This is a genomic window from Acinetobacter sp. 24-47-62 (genome assembly GCF_056779765.1).
Genome location: NZ_JBWYIN010000002.1, coordinates 148,355 through 173,969 on the forward strand (window position 1 = coordinate 148,355; position 25,615 = coordinate 173,969).

The following is a 25,615-nucleotide window of genomic DNA, read 5'->3' on the forward strand; positions in this document are numbered from 1 at the left end:
CATGCAAATTACGACTCCTGATATTGGTGTAGATAAAGCCACAGTGGCTGAAATTTTGGTCAAAGTGGGTGATACGATTAGTGTCGATGACAGCATTGTTTTGTTGGAGTCTGACAAAGCATCTGTTGAAGTGCCAAGCACTTCAGCAGGTGTGGTGAAAAGTATTTTGGTGAGCCTTGGTGACGAAGTTGCTGAAGGTGCGATTTTGGTAGAGCTTGAAGCGGAAGGGCAAACGTCATCTGAAGCACCTACAGCACAAGTTGAAGAATTGAAAGCACAAGCTCAAGCAGAACCTGTAGCTCAATCTCAAGTGGAAGCACCAAAAGCAGCAGCAACGGCATCTGAAACCGTTGATGTACAAGTACCAGACATTGGTGTTGAAAAAGCCACTGTGGGTGAAATTTTGGTTGCTGTTGGCGACGAAATTGATGTCGATCAAAGTATCATAGTCGTTGAGTCAGACAAAGCAACAGTCGAAGTTCCAAGTGCTGTTGCGGGTACAGTTGAATCGATTGAAATTTCAGTTGGTGATACAGTGAAAGAAGGTGTTGTGATTCTGAAAGTGAAAACAGCAGCTTCAGTATCAACCGCGGCGCAAGCTGCTGCAGAAACTGCATCGTCTTCTGCTCCAGCTGCAGAAGCACCACCTGCAGAATCAACAAAAGCGACAGTTGCTTCAGCGCCAGCAGGTAAAGTTGAGATTGCTGTCCCTGACTTAGGTGTAGACAAAGCTGCTGTAGCTGAAATTTTAGTGGCTGTTGGTGATAAGGTTGAAAAAGACCAAAGCATCATTGTGGTTGAATCGGACAAAGCGACCGTTGAAGTACCAAGTACTACCACAGGTGTGATTACCGCAATTCATATTGAATTGGGTCAAAACGTGTCTGAAGGCGTGGCTTTAGTTACGATTGAAGCTGAAGGTCGAGTAACCCCAGTTACAGAAGCCCCTGTAGCAGCACCAGTGAGTACAAAAGCGGAAGCACCAAAAGCAGTCCCTGCGCAAGCTGCTGCTCCTGTACAAACAGCTGCTCCTTCAGCAGATAAGCTGACCAAAGAGCAAAATGCAGCAAATGCTAAAGTATATGCTGGTCCTGCGGTACGTAAGTTGGCGCGTGAGCTTGGTGTTGTGTTGGCAGAAGTGAAAGCTTCTGGTCCACATGCACGCTTAATGAAAGAAGACATCTTTGCGTATGTGAAAACACGTTTAACTGCACCAGCACCTGTAACTGCTGCACCGACAGTTGCTGCACCAGCAGGATTGCCTAAATTACCAAGTTTTGATGCCTTTGGTGGTGTAGAAGAAAAAGCGTTAACACGTTTACAGCAAGTGTCTATTCCACAGTTGTCATTGAACAATTATATCCCGCAAGTGACCCAATTTGATGCGGCAGATATTACGGAGCTTGAAGCATGGCGTAATGAGCTTAAAGGCAACTTTAAGAAAGAAGGCATTAGCCTGACCATTATGGCTTTCATCATCAAGGCTGTAGCGCATTTGCTAAAAGAAGAGCGTGAGTTTGCAGGTCACTTGTCTGATGATGGCAAAACCGTATTACTGCGTAAAGAAATCCATATGGGCATTGCTGTTGCTACACCAGATGGTTTAACAGTGCCTGTGCTACGTAATCCAGATCAAAAATCAATTAAGCAAATCGCAGTTGAACTCGGTGAGTTGGGTCAAAAAGCACGTGATAAGAAATTGTCACCGAAAGATCTGCAAGGTGCCAACTTCACGATTTCAAGCCTAGGCGCAATTGGTGGTACTGCATTCACTCCGCTTGTCAACTGGCCGCAAGTGGCAATCTTGGGTATTTCACCTGCAACGATGCAACCTGTGTGGAATGGACAAGGTTTTGATCCACGTTTAATGCTTCCATTGTCATTGTCTTATGACCATCGTGTCATTAATGGTGCTGATGCTGCTCGATTTACCAATAAATTGACGAAGCTGCTTAAAGATATTCGTACATTGCTTATCTAATTATTTTTAAAAGCATTTTGGATGCAGAATCAAAACCTCACTTCGGTGGGGTTTTTATTTGTAAAAACAAAAAGCCAGGCTTATAATGGAGAAACTTCATTGGGGAGTAGCCGCTGTTCTGCAACAGAACAGGTGATGGTCAACATATTTGCTCTAAAACGAGCATGGTCATCATAGCAAAGAACCAAATGAGCTCCTTTCGAGCTTTCTTTCTTTTGTTGGCAAGACCTTTGATTTACCATTCTGCAGATTTTTGGCTAGCAGGGGTGGTGGGTCATTGGTATTTGTTATGCTAGCCAGAGAAAGACATCATGTATGAATTCCTTCTGTCTACAGGTATCGTCGCATTAGCTGAAATGGGTGATAAAACCCAATTGTTGGCTTTACTGCTTGCTGCACGTTTTCGTAAACCCGTTCCAATCTTAATTGCTATTTTGTTAGCGACAATTGTCAATCATGGGGTTTCAGCTGCTCTAGGACAATGGGTTACAACAATTTTAAGTCCCGAGATCCTCATGTGGATTCTAGCAATAGGATTTATTGCTATGGCTGCTTGGATGTTGGTCCCTGATGAATTAGAGGATGAGTCAGGTAGTATTCAAAAATGGCAAAAATTTGGCGTTTTTGGAGCGACATTTATTTTATTTTTCTTGGCTGAAATTGGCGACAAAACGCAGATTGCGACAGTGGCACTTGCTGCACGTTTTGACAGTATCTGGTGGGTGATGGCTGGAACGACATTAGGTATGATGATCGCTAATGCGCCGGCAGTATTTATTGGTGATAAATTGGCGAATCGATTACCTATCTCCTTGATTCACAAAATTGGCGCAATAATTTTCCTTGTCATTGGTGTGGGCACTTTAGTGCAACATTATTGTTTATAAATGGTTGTATACGCATAAAGATCTGAATCTTCAAAAGATTTAGTTTATTTATAAATAGTATTGAAATAATGCACCATGAAAGTGATTCATAATGGTGCATTTTTTTAATGGAAGTTATTGATTAGTAAATAAATATAATAAAAAAAATCTTGTTTTTGAAATTAAGTTTTTTTAGGATTTCGTCACTAAAAAATTATTTTTAAGAGATTTAAAAATGCTCTCTCAGATTTCTGCACAGGATGCGTGTTTAAGTTGTGGTGCTTGTTGTGCCTATTTCCGTGTTTCATTTTATGGTGCGGAAGCGATGAACATCCCTACCGAGATGGTTGAGGATATTAACCCTGTATATGCTTGTATGGTGGGGACGAATCAAACTAACCCGCGATGCGTTGCTCTAGAAGGAGAAATAGGGAAGCAGGTCTCTTGCTCGATCTATACGGTTCGCAGTTCATCGTGTAGAGAGGTCCAAGCCGGAGATGCGCAATGTGCCAAAGCTCGACAAGCCCATCATCTGATCCCATTAATTGATATTGAAATTGTTCCATCGTCGAATGATGAGGATTACGATCAGGTCAGTTAATTTGAATGATTTAAAATATGCTTCTGTTTTATATGCTCTTATTATGATTTTTTTGGATAATAAATTGCATGAAAATAGGAGTGATGGGTAAATTTCATAAAATTGTCGATAATAAGAAATGAAATTTACCTTAAAATTTGTATATAATGGCGCACGGAAATTACCAGTGAGACTGTTATGTTGACCATCGTTCAAGACGCGTTAACTTTTGATGATGTCCTATTACTCCCTGCCTACTCTACTGTTCTCCCAAAAGATGTCTCTCTAAAGACACGTTTAACTCGCGGCATTAATTTGAATATCCCTCTTGTGTCTGCAGCAATGGATACGGTGACTGAATCCCGTATGGCAATTGCAATGGCACAAAATGGCGGTATTGGTATCCTTCATAAAAATATGGATATTGCAGCGCAAGCTGCTGAAGTACGCCGTGTGAAAAAATTCGAAGCAGGCATGGTGAAAGATCCAATTACAGTAACCCCTGAAACGACTGTGCGTGAGTTAATCGCAATTACGCAAGCGAACAATATCAGCGGTGTGCCAGTGGTGAAAGATGGCAAAGTAGTTGGTATTGTGACAGGTCGTGATACACGCTTTGAAACTAATCTTGAACAGCCAGTAAGCAACATCATGACTGGTCAAGATCGTTTGGTCACCGTTCGCGAAGGTGAATCGAAAGAAAACATTCAGGCACTTCTCCAAAAAAATCGCATTGAGAAAGTGATTGTTGTTGGCGAAAACAACGAACTAAAAGGTTTAATCACTGTAACAGATTTTAATAAGGCTGAGCTTTATCCAAATAGCTGTAAAGATGACTTAGGTCGTTTACGTGTGGGTGCTGCAGTTGGTACAGGTGTTGAAACTCCAAGCCGTGTTGAAGCATTGGTTGATGCGGGTGTTGACGTGATTGTAGTCGATACTGCACATGGTCACTCTGCTGGTGTTATCGAGCGCGTACGTTGGGTTAAAGCCAACTACCCACAAGTTCAAGTCATTGGCGGTAACATTGCGACTGGCGATGCTGCATTGGCTTTACTTGATGCAGGCGCAGATGCTGTGAAAGTAGGTATCGGTCCTGGTTCAATCTGTACGACTCGTATTGTTGCAGGTATTGGTATGCCACAAATTTCGGCGATCGATTCTGTTGCTAACGCACTGAAAGATCAAATTCCATTGATCGCAGACGGTGGTATCCGCTTCTCAGGTGATATGGCAAAAGCGATCGGTGCAGGTGCAAGTACGATTATGGTGGGTTCTTTACTTGCTGGTACTGAAGAAGCACCAGGTGAAGTTGAATTCTTCCAAGGTCGTTATTACAAAGCTTACCGTGGCATGGGTTCATTGGGTGCAATGGCGGGTGCAACAGGTTCTGCGGATCGTTATTTCCAAGACTCTAAAGCAGGTGCTGAGAAGTTGGTTCCAGAAGGTATTGAAGGCCGCGTACCTTACAAAGGGCCAATGGGCAACATCGTGCATCAAATGATGGGTGGTTTACGTTCATCTATGGGTTATACAGGCTCTGCAGTGATTGAAGATCTTCGTCAAAATGCGAAATTCGTGAAAATCACGTCTGCGGGTATGTCTGAATCACACGTTCACGATGTGACCATTACTAAAGAAGCACCGAATTACCGTGTTGGTTAATTGCCTGTTATAAAACAATTTTTAAAAAAAACCGTCATGTAAATGACGGTTTTTTTATTTTGGTGTAAAGTGGTGCGCATTGAAAAAGGATGATGTTAATCACCCGCTAAGAAGTGAGAGAATGAATGAGTTATTTTGGTACTGATGGTATTCGTGGGAAATTCGGTGTATTTCCAATCACACCTGAGTTTGCACTCAAATTAGGGTTTGCTGCGGGTAAAGTACTTAAGCGTAGAACAAAAAGAAATAAACCGATTGTGGTGATGGGCAAAGATCCTCGTTTATCAGGTTATATTTTAGAAGCGGCTTTACAATCGGGTTTAAACGCAGCTGGTGTTTATGTGCATTTATTGGGTCCATTACCTACGCCTGCCATTGCTCATTTAACTCGTGCTTTGCATGCCAGTTTAGGGATTGTCATCTCAGCTTCACATAACCCTTATCATGATAATGGCATTAAGTTTTTTTCTTCAGAAGGAAAAAAATTACCAGACGAGTTTCAAGATGAGATTAATGCTGAACTCGAGAAAGATATTGTCATTGATGATATTGCGAGTCTAGGAAAAAGTGTGCGTGTTGATGATGCTCCAGGTCGTTATATTGAATTTTGTAAATCAACGTTCCCATACCATTATGATTTAAACAATTTAAAGATTGTCGTCGACTGTGCCAATGGAGCAGCATATAACGTGGGTCCTGCGGTATTCCGTGAGCTCGGTGCCAAAGTGATTGCGATTCATAATGAACCGAATGGTTTGAATATTAACCAAGGCTGTGGCTCAACTCATCCTGAGAGTTTGCAAGCTGCTGTTGTTGAGCATCAAGCAGATTTGGGTATTGCATTTGATGGCGATGCAGATCGTGTCATTCTAGTGGATCAGAATGGAAAGCTGATTGATGGCGATCATATTCTATATATCTTGGCGACACAAAGTGCCAATAAACCAGCCGGTATTGTCGGTACGCTCATGAGCAATATGGCACTTGAATTAGCACTTGAAAAAGCAGAAGTTCCACTGCTACGTGCCAAAGTTGGTGACCGTTATGTATTGCAAGGTTTAGAGGAAAACGGTTGGGTTATTGGTGGTGAACCTTCAGGTCACATTTTAACTCTAGACAAGAGCACCACAGGTGATGCGATTATTGCAGCCCTACAAGTCTTAACTGTCATGGTTGAACAGAAGAAAGCATTGCATGAGTTGGTTGCTGACTTTAAATTACTGCCAAACGTGCTTGTAAATGTCCGTTTAGATGCAATGTTTGATCCATACTCAGTACCTGCATTGGCTGCAGAATTTGCCAAAGCCGAAGCGCAACTTAAAGGTCGTGGTCGATTACTGATTCGTAAGTCAGGGACTGAACCTGTAATTCGTGTGATGGTTGAAGGTGATAAACTTCAAGAAGTGACTGCACTGGCACATGCTTTGGCAGATGCTGTACGTGCTAATGCAGCAGCTTAATCGGGGATTGACTCATGAGTGATTTGATTAAAGATCTCAGTGAACTGCGCCTAAATTATCAAAAAGGCGAATTACATGAGGATCAAGTGAATGCTGATCCACATGAACAGTTTCTATTGTGGTTTAACCATGCGTTAGAAGCTCAGCTTCACGAACCGTATGCCATGTCATTGGCTACGGCAAATGCCGATGGTCGACCGCACGTACGTACCGTATTACTTCGAGGTGCGGATGAAAATGGTTATGCGTTCTATACCAATTATGACAGCCAAAAAGGACTCGACTTAGTAGCCAATCCTTATGCGCAAATTCTGTTTTATTGGGCAGAACAAGAACGCCAAATTCGCATTTCAGGTCGAGTGGTAAAAATTTCGGAACAAGAATCCGCTGATTATTACCATAAGCGTCCGCGTGATAGTCAAATTGCAGCGCATATTAGTACCCCACAAAGTGGTGTGATTGCGAGCCGTGACGAGCTACAGCAACGCTTTAATGATTTGCATGAGCGTGTGGCAGATCAACAAACTTTAGATAAGCCTGGCTTCTGGGGTGGTTACCGTATAGAGCCAGATTATTATGAGTTCTGGCAAGGTCGCCCAAACCGTTTGCACGACCGTTTGTGTTATGAAAAAATCGACGGTGCGTGGAAATTACAACGATTGATGCCATAAATGCCAAAATTTGAAATCAAGCAACGTCCATTTTTAACACGCCCTGAAAATTTTCAGGGCGTGCCTTCATTTATTGCCGAAATTTTGGCACGTCGAGGCGTTGAATCTGAACAAGAACTAGAACTGAAATTAAAATACTTATTAGCGCCAACTATGAAGGGGTTAGATGCTGCAATTCAGTTGATCGACCAAGCCATTGATCAACACAAAAAAATTGTGATTGTCGGTGACTATGATGCTGACGGTGCGACCAGTACAGCACTGATGATGCTTGCACTACGTGACATGGGGGCAGATGTTGATTATTTAGTCCCTGATCGCTTTAAGTATGGCTATGGTTTGACACCTGCTATTGCAGATCTTGCGTTTGCCAACTTTACGCCTGATTTGTTGATTACGGTCGACAATGGTATTTCAAGTCATGATGGAGTTAAGCAAGCCCAAGATCATGGCATGCAAGTAATTATTACTGATCATCATCTCACAACCAAGCCAACGCCTATGGCTGAGGCAGTGGTGAATCCGAATCAACTCGGTTGTGAGTTTCCAAGTAAAGCTTTGGCAGGAGTAGGAGTTGCCTTTTATGTGTTGGCGAATTTATCTAGTCATCGTAAAAAAATGGGCAAGTCTTTTTCACAAATGATTAACTATTTGGATTTGGTAGCGCTTGGGACCTATGCCGATGTTGCCAGTTTGGACTATAACAACCGAATCTTAATCGACAGTGGTCTAAAGCGGATTCAACAAGGATTATGTCGCCCCGGGATTTCAGCCTTATTAGATATTGCCAAACGTGATCCTTTAGGACTTAAAGCACAAGATTTAGGTTTTGTGATTGGACCGCGAATTAATGCGGCAGGGCGTATGGAAACCATGGATATTGGCATCGAATGTCTCTTAGCATCCGACTTGGCTACAGCATATCCTTTAGCGGAACAGCTGAATCAACTCAATGTGGAACGTCGTCAGGTAGAAGGCGAGATTAAACAAGAAGCATTGACTGCATTAGATCAAATTCAGCTAGATAAGGATGCAATACCTGCAGCGTTAATTATGTTTGAGCCACATTGGCATCAAGGCGTGATTGGAATTGTGGCAGGACGCTTAAAAGAGCAGTTCCATCGTCCGAGTATCGTTTTTGCCCGTGATGAAGATGGCATTCATATCAAAGGTTCAGCGCGTTCAATTGAGGGAATTCATATTCGAGATGCGATTGAGCGTGTGGCTGAGCAATATCCGTATCTTGTTAGTCATTTTGGTGGTCATGCAGCGGCAGCTGGATTGACCATTAAAAAAGAACATTTTGCTGAGTTTAAGCAGGTATTTGAGCAGTTGATCGGCAGTCAAGATGAAAGTCTGTTTACTGCAACTTTATGGACGGATGGGGAGTTGCCAGCTTCAGCTTTCCAAATTGAAACGGTGGACGTATTACAAAATTTAAGTCCTTGGGGGCAAAAGTTTCCTGCGCCTGTATTCGAGGGAGTATTTAAAATTTTGGATTATCGCTGGCTGAAGGATGTGCACTTGAAACTGCGTGTAGCTTTAGAAAATGGTCAAGTGGTAGAGGCAATCGCCTTTAACGCAGCAGACAAATATCAGTTTGATCCGATGCTCAATGAAATTCGCTTGGTCTATGAGCTGGATAAAAATACCTTTAATGGCAATACCAGTTTACAAATGCGCATTGTACATATGCATCAATAAAAAAACCGCTCATCAGAGCGGTTTTTAGCACTCAAAGATCAGAAGCGGTATGCACCACGTACAGCAAAGGTATTGCCGTCATCTGCAAAACCAATTCGTCCTTCGACACTTATTTGCTGATTGAAGAATTTTTTAGCATTTACACCAAACTCATCAAAAGATCCGCCATTGAAATCTTGATTGAAATAGTCAACACCCACGCTGAGTGTTTTATCAATATAATAATCGCCTCTTAACGAGAACTCGTCTAGATCACCAAATGCAGCTCCAGCCTCTAAATTCACATCATTTGTGCCAATTTGAGTGACATATTTTGCTCGAATAGTAGGGTCAATACCATCATCGTTGTCATCATCCCAACCACGTAAACCAGCTGCGACCAATAAAGATGGTGCTAAGAAATAACCAGCTTCAATTTTATAGTTTGTGACATCATTATCAGGGGTGTTAGGTATTTTTTGAGTTTCCTGAGAAAGATTGGTATTTAGATAGAAATCAGTATTTGGAACAAAGTATTCAATTCCAACACCATAATTCCAGTATTCGACCACATCAAAGTCGTCATAAGATACTTTTGCATTCACGTTGCTCGAACGATTTAAAAATGCAGCTTCGTTCAATGGAGAGTTCTTGATTTGAACAGGATTAAAATAATATGTGCCATCAAGCGCAAAACCTGCAGAATTGCTACCATTATCAGGATCGATCAATTTGGCTGTAGCCCCAACTTCAGCTTGATACGCATGTGCAGTTCCTAAGCTTGCAATAAGTGCAGTCGCAAGTGTAATTTTTTTAAACATATATTGACTCTCTTTGTTATAGAAATATGACTGTTTTGTGACAGCTGATTTCTATTGTAAGAACAAAAGGGGATGAGTCAATGCACAAAAAATGACATTCCATCGGGATTTTGCACAAAAAAAGCCCATCATTAAGATGGGCTTTTAAGAAACACTAAATTTTAATTAAGATATTAGAAGCGATATTTAGCAGCTAAACCGAACTTGTTGTAATCATTATTTGCAAGTTCACCGAAACCTACACGACCTTCTAAGCTTACTTGAGGTGTGAAGAATTTACGTGCGCTTACACCAAACTCGTTTGTATCTGCAGGACCAGTATCTTTACTATAGTAATCCACACCAACACTTAAAGTTTTATCGATGAAGTAATCAGCAGCTAGATTATATTCATCAAGATCACCGAATGCAGCGCCAGCTTCTAAGTTGATATCTTTACCGTTAGACAATGTAGTTACATATTTAGCACGTAATGTTGGGTCAACACCATCATCATAGTCGTTATCGTAACCCTTAAGACCTGCTGCAATTAATAAGCCAGGTACAGGCAAATAACCTACTTCAGCACCATAAACTGTCTCATCAAAATCAGGTCCAATATCAAATTTACGATCATCACGACCAATATTACCGCTTACATAAAAATCAGAATTAGGTACGAAGTATTCAACACCTACGCCGTATTGATGTCTTTCATCATCACCAACTTCGCTGTATTGGTATTTCGCATTTACATTACTTGCACGATCAAGGAATGCAGCTTCAGCTAGTGGAGCATTGCGTGTTTGAACTGGTTGGAAATAATAAGTACCATCAACACCAAATGAACCACTTGTACTACCATTATCAGGATCGATAAGACCTGCAGAAGCACCTACTTCAGCTTGATATGCATTTGCAGTTCCAGTTACAGCTAAAGCAGAAAGAAGTGCAGACGCGATTGCTAATTTTTTCATGGATACTTCCCCTCAATAGAGTTAGTTGTTAATACATTTTTTGTTACAAGTTCAGTGTAGGGGAAAATCATGAAGGATCAATCAAGCAAAAGTAACAGTAATGTATCTTGTGTAATTTTTATGTAAAAATAAAAATTTAAGTTATTGATTTTAAAAAAATAAAAAACATGTTAATTCATGTGAAAGATAAGGTGTTTTAGTCATTTTATGTTGCTTTTGAATATGAATTGTATGCAATTTGAACGAAAGTAGCAGTTTTGGCACTGCTACTTCCCCCTGTTGAATGGAATTAGAATCGATATGTTCCGTTTACATTAAACTTATTTTCATCATCACTGAATCTTAAAATACTCCCAAGAGAGAGGTTATTATTGATAAAGTATTTGCCACGTAATTGGTATTCGTCTTTATGAATTTTACTAGTGCTATTCGTATCTCGCGTATAAGCACTACCTAGGCTTAAGCGTTGAGTTAAATAATAATCCCCACCAAATGTAATCGAATCAATATCATGTCCAAAACTACCATCCAATTCTAAATTGAGATATTGACCATTTTGGCCTAATGGGGTGACATATTTGGCTTTTAAAGCAAAAGCATTTTCATCAAAGCCTTCACCTTTATAAGCATTAATACCTACTGCTATCAGTAAATTTTGAATAGGAGTATAACCAACGAGAGCTCTATAGGTGGTTATATCGAAACGCTGCTTAGCATGAGATGAACCGTTTAGTGAGCTTGAGCGTGACTCCACTTTATAATGTTGACGACCGACCTCACCTGTGAAGTACAGTTGATCAATATAATATTCTCCCCCTATTGAATAGCCGTGCAGCTCTTGTTTGCTTTGTGCAACTGTTTCATTTATATACACTTTATCGTCTTTAATATGCTGAAAACTATATTTCGCTGAAACGCGATTATGGTGGCCAAGAAATGCAGCCTCTTTAAGTGGTTTATTTTCAGTATCAACTGCTTTGAAGTAATAAGTACCTTCTGTTTCAAATACACCGTGATAATCAACCTTGAGACTATCATGGTCAAAATAGGTATATCCAGCATCAATTTGAGCTTGGTAGGCCATAGCTGAAGTTGTCAAAGGGAGGATGGCCAAAGCCAAATAGGTTTTGTTCATTTTCATAAGTCTCTGCTTATTGTTGTAAAAATAAAGTAAGTATTTTTTAATAATTAAATGTATTGTTAATAATAACTAAACTATGGTCAAGAGAATATTGAATAAAAAAGCAAACTCTCAAGTTTTACTTGGCTGTGTTAAAATATTGGCAATTTTGATATAGACATATTTAGGATCTACACCGTGGAAATTAATCCTTATCTTCTCCAGCTAAAAGACTTGAGCGAACGTGGTCAAACACTACGGGGGTATCTTTGACTACGATCTAAAGAAAGAGCGTTTAGAGGAGGTTCTCCGCGAACTTGAAGATCCAGCAATTTGGAATGATCAAAATCGTGCCCAAGCGATGGCGAAAGAAAAAGGTGAGCTCGAAAACGTTTTAAATGTTTTAGATGGTTTAGCAACACAACTTGATGATGCACAAGCGATGCTTGATCTTGCTGTAGAAGCGGATGAAGAAGAAATGCTTGCAGATGTTCAAGCAGAACTTGATTCAGCTGAGGCTGAACTGGCTAAACTTGAATTCAGACGTATGTTTAGTAATCCAATGGATCCAAATCCTTGCTATGTCGAAATTCAAGCGGGGTCAGGCGGTACTGAAGCTCAAGATTGGGCATCTATGCTATTACGTATGTACTTACGTTGGATTGAGCGTCATGGCTTTAAAGCTGAGTTAATGGAAGAATCTGACGGTGATGTGGCTGGGATTAAATCGGCAACAATTCGTGTAGAAGGCGAATATGCTTATGGTTGGTTACGTACTGAATCAGGTGTACATCGCTTAGTTCGTAAATCACCTTTTGACTCAGGCAACCGTCGTCACACTTCATTCTCAGCGGTTTTTGTGTCTCCAGAAATTGATGACAACATTGAAATTGAGATCAATCCAGCAGATGTCCGTACGGATACATACCGCGCTTCAGGTGCAGGTGGTCAGCACATTAACAAAACAGATTCTGCCGTGCGTTTAACCCATGCACCAACTGGAATTGTGGTGGCTTGTCAGAACCAGCGTTCACAACATGCTAACCGTGATCATGCTTGGAAACAGCTTCGTGCTAAATTGTACGAATTGGAAATGAATAAGCGTAATGAAGCAGCTCAAGCACTAGAAGATTCTAAATCGGATATTGGGTGGGGGAGCCAAATTCGATCTTATGTGTTGGATGATTCACGTATTAAGGACTTACGTACTGGCGTTGAAAATTCAAATACGGGTGCCGTGTTAGATGGTGATCTTGATAAATTTATTGAAGCTAGTTTGAAACAAGGGCTTTAATATTTTTTTAAAAAAAGGCAGGGCAAAAGCCCTGCCTTTTTCGTTCTAGCACGAAGCTTGCTAGATTAAATCAGTTCAATGTTAGAATCAGAATTATTCGGCACAGTCATTCATAAACTCGATTTGTTAAATATCGTAATAATTCGATATTAATATCTATATAAATCGATATAATGAGTTCAGCACAGTGCAGATCATTAACTTGAGTGAAATGAGATGGATACTGAAGCAATTTTCAAAGCCTTATCGAACCCGATACGCCGCCAAATTTTACAATGTTTAAAAGATCCAGAGCGCTTTATTCCACAAGATGAGTGCGTGCAAGATTTTAGTCGTGGCGTATGTGCAGGACAGATTGAAAAAATTGCAGATGTATCTCAGTCAACCATGTCTAATCATTTATCTGTTTTACAACAAGCAGGTTTGGTTCATGTTACTAAGCATGGTCAATGGTCTTATTTTTCTCGTAATGAAGCACTGATAAAAAGTTTTGCAGAACACCTTCAACAATCACTCTAACGATAATGAGTGAAGAGGATAGATGAATGACTGATTTTAGTAGCCCAGTAGTCTTTGGTGAATTAAAGCTCAAAAATCGCGTGGTTATGGCACCTTTAACGCGTAGTCGTGCGACAGATGATCGTGTACCAACAGAAATGATGGCTGAGTATTATGCGCAACGTGCAAGTAGTGGATTAATTATCTCAGAAGCGACCGTAATTTCTGAGGAGGCGAATGGCTATTTAAATACGCCAGGATTATTCACTGATGCTCAAGTGGAAGGGTGGAAGAAAGTAACCCAAGCTGTTCATGACAAAGATGGCTTAATTGTCGCTCAGCTTTGGCATGTTGGACGTGTGTCACATCCAGATTTACTGAAGGGTGATATACCCGTTTCGGCGAGTGCTGTTCAACAAGCCGGACATGTCAGTTTGTTGCGTCCGAAACGTCCTTATGTCTTGCCACGTCCATTAGAAATTTCTGAAATTCACGCGATTACAGCGCAATATAAACAAGCAGCAATTCGTGCTAAAGAGGCAGGATTTGATGGTGTGGAATTGCATGCGGCGAATGGTTATTTAATTGATCAATTCTTGCAATCGAAAACCAATCAGCGTGAAGATGAATATGGCGGCTCGGTGGAAAATCGTGCGCGTTTCTTGTTAGAAGTCGTGGATGAGCTAATTGAAGTTTGGGGTGCTGGTCGAGTAGGTGTACATTTAGCTCCTCGTGGTGATGAACACGATATGGGTGATGATGATCCACGTGAAACTTTTGGTTATGTGTTAGAACAACTCGGTCAAAGACACATTGCATTTTTCTTTACACGTGAATATTTGGCAGAAGACAGTATTAGTCAAGAATTAAAAGCGCGTGGACAAGGTATTCCTTTTATTGCCAATATGCGTTTAAGTCGAGAGGATGCTTTACAACTTCTCACTTCAGGTCAAGCTGATGCAGTGTCTTTTGGTAAAGATTATATCGCCAATCCTGATTTATATGAGCGTTTGGTACAGAATGCTCCTTTGAATGAATTAAAGTTAGAAAATATGATCGGGACGAATGTGGCTGAAGGCTATATCGATTATCCTTTTTTACAAGGAAATTGAAATTTAAGATAAGTATTTGAACCGAAAAAATTCGCAGGGTATGATCTCAACTTCGTGGTCATGCCCTATTTTGTTAAGAAAGCTCGAGGTCTTACGTTTTGACAACTCCATTTTGGTATAACGCAGCATTGGCTTTATTAAAGCCAATTTATAAATGGCGTATAAAAAAGCGAGCAGACAATATTGAGCAATTTCATCAAGAGTGCTTAGAGCGCTTCGGTCCGTTTCAATCTCCAAAAAATCTTAATGCGATATGGTTTCATGTGGTTTCAGTTGGAGAAACCAATGCTGCACAACCTCTGATAGAACATTATTTAAAGCTTGGGTATGCTGTGTTGGTTACGAATACCACCAAAACAGGTCAGGCACGAGCTAAATCCTTATTTGCAAAAGTACCATATGTAGATCTTTTTCAAGCAGTATATTTACCTGCAGATCAAAAAAAATTAGTCAGTGCTTTTTTAAAAAAATATCAACCTAAAATGTTGGTTTTGGTTGAAACGGAACTATGGCCCAATTTAATTGATCAGGCGAAAATTAGTAAAATACCCACTTTTTTGGTGAACGCACGTTTATCTAAAAAGTCAGCAAAAGGATACGCCAAAGTACCAAGTATTACTCAGCCTATGCTCAGCGGTCTGACTCAACTTTTGGCTCAAGATGAAGCTTCACTGAATCGATTTAGGGCTTTAGGTGCTGCTACAGCGCATAGTCAAACAGTGGGTAGTATTAAGTTTGATATTCATGCGCCCGAAGAAATGCTATTGAAAGCGCAACAAATTCATCAAGATTGGGATTTGCAAGCACGCCAAATTATTACGATTGCAAGCACACATCATCCTGAAGAGAAAAATCTGTTATCTAAGTTTAAAGATTATTTAAATGATCATCCTGCCGTCTTGCTGATTATTGTACCGCGTCATCCAGAACGTTTTGATGAAGTTGCACAAGCCATTCAAAGTCATGAGTTAAAAATGCATCGACGTAGTTTAGGTGAAATCATTGAGGCTGATACACAAGTTTATCTTGCTGATAGTATGGGTGAAATGTGGATTTGGTATGCATTGAGCCAAGCAAGTTTTGTGGGTGGATCATTAAATGAACCTGGCGGTGGGCATAATATCTTAGAGCCAATATCACTCAATGTCCCGACTGTGATTGGACCGAACTACTTTAACTTTCAAACCATTGTCGATGAATTTGTGGAAGAAAAAGGGATTCTAATCGGTCAAACTACGGAAGAGGTGGTGAATCATCTTATTCAGTGCTTATCTCAGGATGAAACGATTTTAGCAGTACAAAATCAGGCTCAAAAGATCATGCAACGGAATACAGGGTCATTGCAAAAACATATTCATGTCCTGAATCAATACCTTTAGTTTTTAAGTATATGAATATTGTATTGCTTGATCGTGCATCAGCACAGGATGACCTCTGGACGATTCAATCAGCACGCCAAATTGAGCATCTGAAGCATCAACTTGATATTAAAATTGGAGATACTTTAAAGGTTGGTATTAGAGGTGCTGGTCGATATACAGCTGAGGTCATAAAAATTTCTGAAAGGAAAATCTTAATTCAGCCACTTTATGAAGAGCCTGTGCCGAAGAAACTACCTGTAACGTTAATCGTTGCTATGCCTAGACCGAAAGTATTGAGACGATTGATTCAAGATGCTGTAACTCTAGGCGTAGAAAAAATCATTTTGCTGCACAGCTATCGGGTGGATAAAAGCTATTGGCAAACACCATTTTTACAGCAAATTAATCACTATGTTCAACTGGGCTTAGAACAAGCGGGTGATACATTTCCACCTGAAATCGAAATATATAAACGCTTTAAACCTTTTGTGGAAGATGTTCTTCCTCAAATGATTTCCGTTGAACGACCAGCTTATGTAGCACATCCTTATGCAACCCACAGTATGCCTCATGCGATTGAGCACCCGTGTACGATATTGATTGGGCCTGAAGGTGGTTATATTCCTTATGAAATTAATTTACTCATAAAAAACGGCTGCCAAGCTGTCAGCTTAGGCAACCGAATTATCCGTACTGAAACGGTGATTCCTTATGTGTTAGGTCGTCTGTTTAGCACGTGGTGATTCATCTTCTTGTGAAGAATCTCCGCGATAGACTTTAACTTCTTGAACTGGATATGGAATCGAGATTTCATGTTCAGCAAAAGCTTGAATCACTTTTTCTTGCACTAAACTGATAGATGTAGATGTCGCAGTTTCACCCGTATTCACCCACCAACGTACAGTGAGGTTGATTGAGAAATCAGCTAAGGCAGAGACATTCACGCTAAATCCGGGTTGACTGAGGATTTGTTGATCCCGGTCTAAAATACTCAAAATAATATCTTTCGCTTTTTGAACATTATCTTCGTAACCAATACCGACCACGAATTCACAACGACGACGTGGATATGCCGTATTAACAGTAACTGCATTGGTATAAACCGTTGCGTTGGGAATGACGATACGGCGACCATCAGGTGAACGTAAGTAGGTTGCACGAATTTGAATATCTTCAACGGTCCCTTCTAAACCATTCACAATGATATCGTCGCCAATTTTGAAGGGTTCACCGAGTAGAATTAAAATACCAGAGAGCAGGTTTTGAAAAATATCTTTAAATGCAAAACCAATTGCGACAGAGCCGATCCCCAGTGCACTCATCAGCTGTCCAGGTGTAAACCCTGGAATTGCAATAACCATCGCAATTAAGAAGCCAAAGAAAATAATAAAAGAGCTACCGACGCGGTTGAGGACGAGCACTAAATTTTGTTTGGTATATGAACGCTCTGAAAGTGCTTTTCTGACAAATAATTTGAACAGCTTAGACAACAACCAAAATAAGGTAAATACAATCAAAGCAATACAGATATAAGGGATTCGTTCCCAAAAGCCATCCATGATTTTATCAATGGTGGTATATGCATCATTGTATTTCGCAGTATGTGCAATGACGGTTTGAGCCGTTTTCTCACTTGCATCTTGTAGAAGTTGAGTCGTACCTTGAGCCACCTGACTCAAAGAATTTTGTTGTTCAGCCACGAGTGTTCCAAATGTATTGAATGTTTACATTTTGCCTGAAAATACAGTGAATAAAAATCACGTTCGCAGGTTTTATCGTCATTTTTATTCATTGAATAAACTGAAAATAACAAAAAAATTGCATGTTTTTATAAACATTCAGCACCTTGTCCAACAAAAAAATCGAAATGGTATTTATTGATAAAAAAATGGAGTTTTTTGACAACGACAGATTTTACTTGCTTAGGAATGATGATCAGCAATGATTCGGATCATTGATTGTTAGATATTTTAGGTTGTTCAATTGGCAAGAAGATACGGATAACTTTTGAAATAAATGAATGCTCAGTCTACGACCAAAGCATGATTGTTTGAAATTTTAAAGTATAGTCATACTCAAGATATAAGACAAAAAATGATCAGTATGATCAAGACAACTCTCGAGATGAGAAACATAAATCAAGGATGCGAATTATGAATGAAATATATCCAGTACCCGAAGTTTTTAAAAAAACTGCACGAACCAATGAAGAGCAATATTTCGAGCGGTATAAAGCATCTATTGAAAACCCCGAAGCATTTTGGACCGAAGCAGCCAAGAAACTAGACTGGATTAAGCCTTTTACACAAGTCAAAAATACCAACTTTGATAAAGAGAATTACAAAGTTGAATGGTTTGCAGATGGCCAATTAAATGTCAGTGAAAACTGTCTCGATCGACATTTAAAAGAACACCCACATAAACCTGCGATTATTTGGGAAGGTGATCATCCATCACGCCATAAAATTATTTCATTTGAAGAATTACACGATGAAGTTTGTCGTTTTGCCAATGTTCTCAAGAAGCATGGCGTGACTAAAGGCGACCGTGTTGTTCTGTATATGCCAATGGTCCCTGAAGCAGCCATTGCGATGTTGGCATGTACGCGTATTGGTGCGGTACATTGCGTGGTGTTTGGAGGTTTTTCACCAGATTCTTTAGCAAGTCGTATTGATGATAGCCAAGCAAAAGTCATCATTACAGCAGACTCGGGCATGCGTGGTGGAAAGCCAATTCCACTGAAAGAAAACGTTGATGCAGCGATGGAGCTTGACGGGACGAGTTCTGTACAAAATGTCATTGTGGTACATCGTACTGGTAACCCAATCACGATGCATGAAGGGCGTGACCTGTGGTATCACATGGAAATCATGACAGTCACAGATATCTGTCCACCTGAACCAATGAATTCAGAGGATCCGTTGTTTATTTTATATACTTCAGGCTCAACGGGTAAACCTAAAGGTGTGCTACATACTACAGGCGGTTATCTGACTTACGCGAACTTTACCTTTAGGGAAGTATTTGATTTAAAACAAGACGATATTTTCTGGTGTACCGCTGACGTCGGTTGGATTACTGGTCATTCTTATGTGTTGTATGGTCCGCTTTCAAATGGGACGACAACATTGATGTTTGAGGGTGTTCCACAATACCCAACTTGGGCACGCACAGGACATATTGTAGATAAGCACAACGTCACAATTTTATATACGGCACCAACGGCGATCCGAGCGATGATGCGTGAAGGTGATGCATTTATCCGTGAAAGTGACCGTAGTAGCTTACGCTTGTTGGGCTCCGTCGGTGAGCCAATTAATCCTGAAGCTTGGAACTGGTACTACACCGTAGTTGGTGAAAGTCGTTGTCCAATTGTAGATACATGGTGGCAAACTGAAACAGGTGGCTTTATGATTTCGCCTTTACCGGGCGCAACTGCACTTAAACCTGGTTCTGCAACACGTCCATTCTTTGGTGTACAACCTGCTTTGGTTGATGCTGATGGTAAAGAGCTAGAAGGAGAGGCTGAAGGTAATTTGGTGATCAAAGATTCTTGGCCAGGACAAATGCGTACCATTTGGGGTGATCCAGATCGTTTTATCGAGGCATATTTCTCAACTTATCCAGGGAATTATTTCACGGGAGATGGTGCACGCCGTGATAAAGATGGTTATTACTGGATTACGGGGCGAGTGGATGATGTTCTGAACGTTTCGGGACACCGCTTGGGGACTGCAGAAATTGAAAGTGCATTGGTTGCACATGAACATGTTGCAGAAGCAGCCGTTGTGGGTATGCCACATGACGTCAAAGGTCAAGGGATTGCAGCCTATGTAACTTTACAGGCAGATACGCCAGAGTCAGAAGAGCTCAGGAAAGAGCTAGTAGGTTGGGTAAGAAAAGTTTTAGGACCTGTGGCTACACCAGATGCAATTTATTGGGCGCCAGCATTACCCAAAACACGTTCAGGCAAGATTATGCGCCGAATTTTGAGAAAAATTGCCGCTAATGAGCTAGATAGTTTGGGCGATACCTCAACTTTGGCAGATCCACAGGTCGTGGATCAATTAATTGCTGAAGTGAAATCACAGCAGTAATCCCGATTAAACAGACGAAGTCATGTTTTAAATACCGTTAGTTCAACTAGCGGTATTTTTAGTTCAGTGATAAGAAAAGCAGGCATTGTGATAAGTCAAATCATGTTGATCTGCTAAGCTTATCAGCAGATGCGATACGGAATATAAAAATGAATTCTCCCCTAAATTTTAATCCTGAAACGCCACTTGAAACTGCGCAAATACTTGCATCTGAGTTTGCGAAAACCGCAGCAGAACGAGATAAACAAGGTGGAAATCCAAAGGCTCAGCGAGATCAAATTCGACAAAGTGGTTTGTTGTCTTTATCTATTCCAAAAGAATTTGGTGGGCAAGGTGCAACATGGAGCACGATTTTTAAAACCATTCAAACCATTGCTCAAGTCGATAGTTCGCTTGCGCATGTATATGGCTTTCATCATTTGCTTATAGCGACGGTACAACTTTTTGCACAGCCAGCTCAATATGGAGATTGGTTTAGACAAACCGCCAAACACAACTTATTTTGGGGAAATACGTTAAATCCATTAGATCGTAGAACAACCGCGAAACAAGTTTCTGACGAAGAATTTATCTTCCATGGTGATAAAAGTTTTTGTTCTGGATCAATTGATTCAGATATCTTGCTCTGTTCAGGATTTAATGAAGATGGAAAGTTACTGATTGGCGTGATTCCAACAGCACGAGAGGGCGTGAGCTTTCTTGGAGATTGGAATAATATGGGGCAACGTCAAACGGATAGTGGTACCAGTCATTTTGAACAGGTCAAAATTCGCAAGGATGAATTGCTCCTCAATCCCGGTCCTTTAAGTACACCTTATTCAAGTTTGAGACCGCTAATTGCTCAACTGATTTTCGTGCATTTATTTTTAGGTGTTGCTGAGGGAGCGTTCAATGTTGCGAAAGAGACAGTTCAAACACAAAAAGCTTGGTCGAAATCACTGGTTGAACAAGCGGTGAATGATCCATTTACCCAGAAGCATTTCGCCGAATTTTATGTGCAACTTGAAGGTGTGCGCTTGCTCGCGGAAAAAGCGATCAATACATTACAAAAGGCGTGGGATGAAGGGGAAACATTAACTGCGGAGCAACGTGGTGAAGCCTCAATTGCAATCGCTACCGCCAAAATCGCAGCGACTCATACTTCACTTTATGTGACACAAAATATTTTTCAAGTGATGGGTGCACGCGCGACTACTGCAAAACTGAATTTAGATCGATTCTGGCGTAATGTACGAACCCAAACCCTGCATGATCCAATTGATTATAAATATCAGGAAGTCGGAGAGTGGGCATTAACTGGAAAAGTTCCAGATCCGAGTTTCTACTCTTAGATCCAATGGATTATGAAAAAGCCTCCATCGTAGAGGCTTTTATTTATTTTTGGTGAATATTTTCTAAAGTATCGACAAGCGTACGTGTCATCTGATCAATTTCGTAATTGACTTGATCGCCGACTTGAACATATTTCCATGTGGTTAAGCGTAAAGTTTCTGGAATAAGATCGATTGAGATTTGATTGTTTGCACGATCAACTCGATTGACTGTCAAACTGCAGCCATTTAAACCGATAAAGCCCTTTAAGAAGAAATATTTGATATTGCCATTTGGAATTTCAAGGTCGATATGAAACGTTTCACCATTTTTGGTTAAATGCTTTACGGTTGCAGTGCCTTCAATATGACCATATAAATTATGCCCACCATTCTCAGCACCTACTTTAGCGGAGCGTTCAATGTTGACCTCATCACCGACGTTGAGTTGACCTAAAGTGGTTAATTCAAGTGTTAGATTTGAAACATCAAAATGCACTTGACCAGCGATCAAATCAATTTGTGTAGCGGTTAAGCAAACACCATTAATCGCAACACTGGCGCCGATAAATACATCATGAAAAAGATTGAGCGCATTAGAAATAACAAAAGTCCGATATCCCTCTTTATGCTGTATATCTAATACTTTTTCTAACCCTTGCACGATACCTGTATACATAATAAACCTTTGCCTAAAAATAAATCTTAATTGCTTTTAATCCTACCTGAGATCGTAGCGATGATCATCTTACGCAGATCAATTGGTTCTAGGTAAAAAGAAGGTCAATACACCCAGTAGTGGTAAGTATGAGCTAAAGTGAAATACCCAACGAATACCTTGATGATCTGCCACATAGCCCAAAGCTGCTGCCGCGATACCGCTGATCCCAAACATCAAACCAAACATCAAACCAGAGACCATGCCGACACGACCTGGCATCGCTTCTTGTGCATATACAACCATTGCTGAAAATGCGGAAGACATAATCAATCCAGCAAGAATCGCAAAGATACACGTCCACATCAAATTCACATGTGGCATGAGTAATGCAAAGGGTGCCATGCCAATGAAGGAAATCCAAATGACAGCTTTACGACCTATTTTGTCACCGATAGGGCCGCCAGCAAAAGTACCGATTGCGACTGCGGCTAAAAAAGCAAATAAATAAAGCTGAGCTTGTTGAATACTGACCTGAAACTTTTCGATCAAATAGAAGGTATAGTAATTTCCAATACTTGCAATGTACGTGAATTTTGCAAACATTAACGCACAGATAATCACAATTCCCTGTACAAGTTTAGAACCTTTCAACGGTGTTGATTGCTTGGCTTTTACTGCTGAAGCAGCTTGAACACCATATTGAATGGTCCATCGACTTATTCTGTAAAGCAGATAAATAGCGAAAATGGCAAATATCATGAGCCAAGCAACTGAGGCTTGGCCGTTCGGTACAATGATTGCTGCGGCCAACAGTGGCCCAACGGCAGAGCCGCTATTACCACCCACTTGAAAAGCGGATTGAGCAGTTCCGAAGCGACCACCTGATGCTGTTCTCGCTACTCGTGAGGCTTCTGGGTGAAAGGCAGATGAGCCCACACCGATGAGTGCTGCTGAAATCAGTAAGATTGGAAAAGTCCATGCAAATGCCAGCAAAACGATACCTAGCAGTGTAACGCACATACCCAAAGGGAGGAGGTAGGGCTTAGGATGCTTATCAGTGTAGAGTCCAACCCAAGGTTGCAGAATAGATGCAGTCATTTGATAGACCAAAGAAATAATCCCAATTTGGGTAAAACTCAAGTCAAAATTGAGTTTCAGCATGGGATAAATGGCAGGTAAGCAAGACTGGATCAGATCATGTAATCCATGCGCTAATGCAATAGCGAAAATAATATGAACCGCCATTTTATTCGCTGAAGTACCAGAGGAATTGTTTGAATGTTCTATTGATTGAATTGAACCCATAAGGCTGTGCTGTCTTCATTTTTGAGGTGATTATAACCGTGTAACAGCGGAACAATGTACGATTTATTCAATTTTCGATGTACTGTTGCTGATCAGATTATATGAACTATCCAATAAAAAGCCCCCAAGCCGAGCCTTGGGGGGTTAAGTTGCTACTGCATGACGCTATTATTATAGTTATCAGGGTCAAAACAAGATTGAACAAAGCGCTGTTTTCATTCAGATCGTTGTTAATTAATCGAAGACCAATTAAGCTGATTTAGCGATGATGTGTTGTTGCTGTTCAGCTTCGAGTTTTCGAACTAAAGGCAGTACTTTTTCACCAAAATATTCAACTTCCTCTATAAAATGTAAGAAGCCAGATAAGATCAGATCCACACCAACTGATTTTAATTCAACGATACGTTCAGCAATTTGTTGCGGTGTACCGATGAGATTTGTTCTGAACCCGTCGTTGTATTGGACAAGATCTTCAAATGTTGATTTTGCCCAGTTACCTTCACCTTCTTGAGTTGCGGCACCAGCTTCACGAGTTGCATCACCAAAGGCATTGACTGCTTCTACATTTGCATTGTCAATGATTTCTTGAAGCACAGCTTTTGCCTCTTCTTCAGTATCACGAGCAATGATAAAGGCATTCACCCCAATTTTGACTTGATGTTGATTCAGCTTGGCTTTTTCACGGATGTCATCAATCTGCTTTTTAATTTCAGCAGGCGTGTTTCCATTGGTGAAATACCAATCAGAAACACGAGATGCCATATCGCGTGCGGCACGCGAGCTACCCCCTTGGAAAATTTCAATATGTGGGCTTTGAACAGGTTTTGGCTTCAAGGTGTAGTCTTTAAATTGATAATATTTTCCATCAAAACTAAAGTTATCCTGCGTCCAAATGCCTTTTAAGCTACGAATAAACTCCTCTGAACGTGCATATCGTTGATCGTGTTCAGGCCATTCTTCACCGATGGCATCAAATTCACCACGGAACCATCCGCTCACAACATTAATAGCGATACGACCATTGGTTAAATGATCAATTGTCGCGAGCTGTTTAGCCGCCAGCGCGGGTTTCCAAGGGCCTGGTAAAATTGCTGCGATTACACGTAACTTTTCAGTTTTTGCCAATAAGCCATGACTAAAGCTTACAGATTCATGCTGATTCTCCGCACCGTATCCTGCCGTGAATCGAATCTGTGTCAAAGCATATTCAAATCCACTTTTTTCAGCAGCTTGTGCGAGTCGAACATTGTAGTCGTAGCTCCAGTCTGTTCGTTGTTCAACATTACTGACGACAAGACCACCGCTGACATTTGGAACCCAATAGGCAAATTTAATCGCTTGTTTTTCTGCATTAGACATGGCTTATACCCTCATTGATTCAATTATATTTATACCACTTCAATTTTTGGGGCAGCATTATTCTTGTGATGCAAGCGTGACTCTGCTGCATCTAAACTTGGTACTGCTGCTGAAGGCAATACTTCTTCTTGTTCGATTTGTTTGTTAATGCCCAAGTTTTGATTGGCTTGTTGGGTTTTATCTTTAACGACTTCAGCACGTTTACCTTTGGCTGGTGCCCACTCTAAAATTGGTAAAGCACGAGCAATGGCTAAGGTAATGCGCGCACGTAATAGTTCACTGTGAATGGTGTATTCAGGCGTAAAATCACGATCAGTTGCATAAACGCCAATTGGCAAAGTCTGTGCTTGGAAGAAGCTAAATAAAGGACGCAATTGATGCTCAAGTACTAAGGCATGGCGATCACTGCCCCCTGATGCAGCTAGTAATACAGGCACATCAACCAGCGCAGTTTGTTCTACAAAGTCAAAGAAATGTTTAAATAAACCTGTGAAAGATGCGCGATATACGGGCGTTCCCACAATCAACGCATCCGCGGCTTCAACAGCAGCAAGATCATCTTGAACACGTTGCGGCAGCTGATTGCGATAAATGGCACCACCTAATAAATGACCGATTTCGCTAAATTTAATAAAATGCACATGAATTGGTGTTGCTTCACCTAACTCATCCAAAATCGCTTGAACAAGCGCTTCAGTTTTTGAAGGATTATTTAGACCGCCAGAGACAGCGACGATATTTAATGGTTTTTGTTGAGCAGTAGACATAGTACAAACCTAAAAATTTAAAATTAATCTCGGATGCACTATTTATGT

22 protein-coding genes and 1 riboswitch are annotated in these 25,615 nt (G+C 40.7%); of the genes, 14 read left to right on the top strand and 8 right to left on the bottom strand.

The window, feature by feature from the left end:
• Position 1: 1 nt before the first annotated feature.
• The 7 genes from AC1M87_RS02270 (at position 2) to recJ (ending at position 8,927) form a co-directional block, all read left to right on the top strand.
• Positions 2-1,981: a 2-oxo acid dehydrogenase subunit E2 gene (locus AC1M87_RS02270; protein WP_481592823.1), complete on the top strand. Its 1,980-nt coding sequence runs from the start codon at positions 2-4 to the stop codon at positions 1,979-1,981.
• Positions 1,982-2,070: 89 nt separating this feature from the next.
• Positions 2,071-2,217: riboswitch (yybP-ykoY riboswitch) on the top strand.
• A 75-nt stretch (positions 2,218-2,292) separates the two neighbouring features.
• Positions 2,293-2,868, top strand: a complete 576-nt coding sequence (locus tag AC1M87_RS02275) for a TMEM165/GDT1 family protein (RefSeq protein ID WP_035265818.1) — start codon at positions 2,293-2,295, stop codon at positions 2,866-2,868.
• A 214-nt stretch (positions 2,869-3,082) separates the two neighbouring features.
• Positions 3,083-3,448 (top strand): YkgJ family cysteine cluster protein, encoded by a 366-nt coding sequence (locus AC1M87_RS02280; protein ID WP_035265816.1) that lies wholly within the window; start codon positions 3,083-3,085, stop codon positions 3,446-3,448.
• Positions 3,449-3,625: 177 nt separating this feature from the next.
• Positions 3,626-5,092: an IMP dehydrogenase gene (gene guaB, locus AC1M87_RS02285; RefSeq protein ID WP_035265814.1), complete on the top strand. Its 1,467-nt coding sequence runs from the start codon at positions 3,626-3,628 to the stop codon at positions 5,090-5,092.
• Between the two features lie 125 nt (positions 5,093-5,217).
• Complete coding sequence (gene glmM, locus AC1M87_RS02290) at positions 5,218-6,552, top strand: phosphoglucosamine mutase (protein WP_481592824.1); 1,335 nt, start codon at positions 5,218-5,220, stop codon at positions 6,550-6,552.
• A 14-nt stretch (positions 6,553-6,566) separates the two neighbouring features.
• A complete protein-coding gene (pdxH, locus tag AC1M87_RS02295; protein WP_092766509.1) occupies positions 6,567-7,223 on the top strand; it encodes a pyridoxamine 5'-phosphate oxidase in 657 nt (218 codons plus the stop codon).
• Entirely contained in the window at positions 7,224-8,927 is a 1,704-nt protein-coding gene (gene recJ, locus AC1M87_RS02300; RefSeq protein ID WP_481592825.1) for a single-stranded-DNA-specific exonuclease RecJ, read from the top strand.
• Positions 8,928-8,965: 38 nt separating this feature from the next.
• Here recJ and AC1M87_RS02305 read toward each other — a convergent pair whose 3' ends face one another.
• From AC1M87_RS02305 to AC1M87_RS02315, 3 genes are all read right to left on the bottom strand, one after another.
• Positions 8,966-9,727 carry a putative porin gene (locus AC1M87_RS02305; RefSeq protein ID WP_481592826.1) on the bottom strand — a complete coding sequence of 254 codons (762 nt, stop codon included), beginning with the start codon at positions 9,725-9,727 and terminating at the stop codon, positions 8,966-8,968.
• A gap of 173 nt (positions 9,728-9,900) precedes the next feature.
• Entirely contained in the window at positions 9,901-10,683 is a 783-nt protein-coding gene (locus AC1M87_RS02310; RefSeq protein WP_481592827.1) for a putative porin, read from the bottom strand.
• Between the two features lie 289 nt (positions 10,684-10,972).
• Complete coding sequence (locus AC1M87_RS02315; protein WP_481592828.1) at positions 10,973-11,824, bottom strand: putative porin; 852 nt, start codon at positions 11,822-11,824, stop codon at positions 10,973-10,975.
• Positions 11,825-12,001: 177 nt separating this feature from the next.
• Here AC1M87_RS02315 and prfB point away from each other — a divergent pair.
• From prfB to AC1M87_RS02340, 5 genes are all read left to right on the top strand, one after another.
• Positions 12,002-13,097, top strand: a protein-coding gene (prfB, locus tag AC1M87_RS02320) for a peptide chain release factor 2 (RefSeq protein WP_143047395.1) whose coding sequence is annotated in 2 segments (ribosomal slippage) — positions 12,002-12,073 and positions 12,075-13,097 — 1,095 coding nt in all. Because the reading frame shifts where the segments join, the coding sequence is not laid out codon by codon here.
• A gap of 216 nt (positions 13,098-13,313) precedes the next feature.
• Complete coding sequence (locus tag AC1M87_RS02325; RefSeq protein WP_035265803.1) at positions 13,314-13,616, top strand: ArsR/SmtB family transcription factor; 303 nt, start codon at positions 13,314-13,316, stop codon at positions 13,614-13,616.
• A 26-nt stretch (positions 13,617-13,642) separates the two neighbouring features.
• Positions 13,643-14,707 carry an alkene reductase gene (locus tag AC1M87_RS02330; RefSeq protein WP_035265802.1) on the top strand — a complete coding sequence of 355 codons (1,065 nt, stop codon included), beginning with the start codon at positions 13,643-13,645 and terminating at the stop codon, positions 14,705-14,707.
• A 98-nt stretch (positions 14,708-14,805) separates the two neighbouring features.
• Positions 14,806-16,086 (top strand): 3-deoxy-D-manno-octulosonic acid transferase, encoded by a 1,281-nt coding sequence (locus tag AC1M87_RS02335; protein ID WP_481592829.1) that lies wholly within the window; start codon positions 14,806-14,808, stop codon positions 16,084-16,086.
• Positions 16,087-16,097: 11 nt separating this feature from the next.
• The gene (locus AC1M87_RS02340) at positions 16,098-16,811 is read left to right on the top strand and encodes a 16S rRNA (uracil(1498)-N(3))-methyltransferase (RefSeq protein WP_481592830.1); all 714 of its coding nucleotides are present in this window, start codon (positions 16,098-16,100) and stop codon (positions 16,809-16,811) included.
• Here the strand turns inward: AC1M87_RS02340 and AC1M87_RS02345 are convergent.
• Positions 16,785-17,768: a mechanosensitive ion channel family protein gene (locus AC1M87_RS02345; RefSeq protein WP_180028484.1), complete on the bottom strand. Its 984-nt coding sequence runs from the start codon at positions 17,766-17,768 to the stop codon at positions 16,785-16,787. The genes AC1M87_RS02340 and AC1M87_RS02345 overlap by 27 nt on opposite strands.
• Positions 17,769-18,221: 453 nt before the next feature.
• On the opposite strand from AC1M87_RS02345, the gene acs reads away from it, so the two are divergent.
• Positions 18,222-20,165, top strand: a complete 1,944-nt coding sequence (gene acs, locus AC1M87_RS02350; RefSeq protein ID WP_481592831.1) for an acetate--CoA ligase — start codon at positions 18,222-18,224, stop codon at positions 20,163-20,165.
• A 149-nt stretch (positions 20,166-20,314) separates the two neighbouring features.
• On the top strand, positions 20,315-21,496 hold the full coding sequence (locus tag AC1M87_RS02355; protein ID WP_481592832.1) for an acyl-CoA dehydrogenase family protein: 1,182 nt from the start codon (positions 20,315-20,317) through the stop codon (positions 21,494-21,496).
• 43 nt (positions 21,497-21,539) lie between these two features.
• On the opposite strand, the gene AC1M87_RS02360 is transcribed toward AC1M87_RS02355, so the two are convergent.
• The 4 genes from AC1M87_RS02360 to msuE all read right to left on the bottom strand — a co-directional run bounded on the left by AC1M87_RS02360 (position 21,540) and on the right by msuE (position 25,567).
• Complete coding sequence (locus tag AC1M87_RS02360; RefSeq protein ID WP_092766502.1) at positions 21,540-22,154, bottom strand: riboflavin synthase subunit alpha; 615 nt, start codon at positions 22,152-22,154, stop codon at positions 21,540-21,542.
• A gap of 78 nt (positions 22,155-22,232) precedes the next feature.
• The gene (locus AC1M87_RS02365) at positions 22,233-23,381 is read right to left on the bottom strand and encodes an MFS transporter (RefSeq protein ID WP_306669939.1); all 1,149 of its coding nucleotides are present in this window, start codon (positions 23,379-23,381) and stop codon (positions 22,233-22,235) included.
• Positions 23,382-23,690: 309 nt separating this feature from the next.
• A complete protein-coding gene (gene sfnG / locus AC1M87_RS02370; protein WP_481592833.1) occupies positions 23,691-24,800 on the bottom strand; it encodes a dimethylsulfone monooxygenase SfnG in 1,110 nt (369 codons plus the stop codon).
• 29 nt (positions 24,801-24,829) lie between these two features.
• The gene (gene msuE, locus AC1M87_RS02375) at positions 24,830-25,567 is read right to left on the bottom strand and encodes an FMN reductase (RefSeq protein WP_481592834.1); all 738 of its coding nucleotides are present in this window, start codon (positions 25,565-25,567) and stop codon (positions 24,830-24,832) included.
• Between the last annotated feature and the right edge of the window lie 48 nt (positions 25,568-25,615).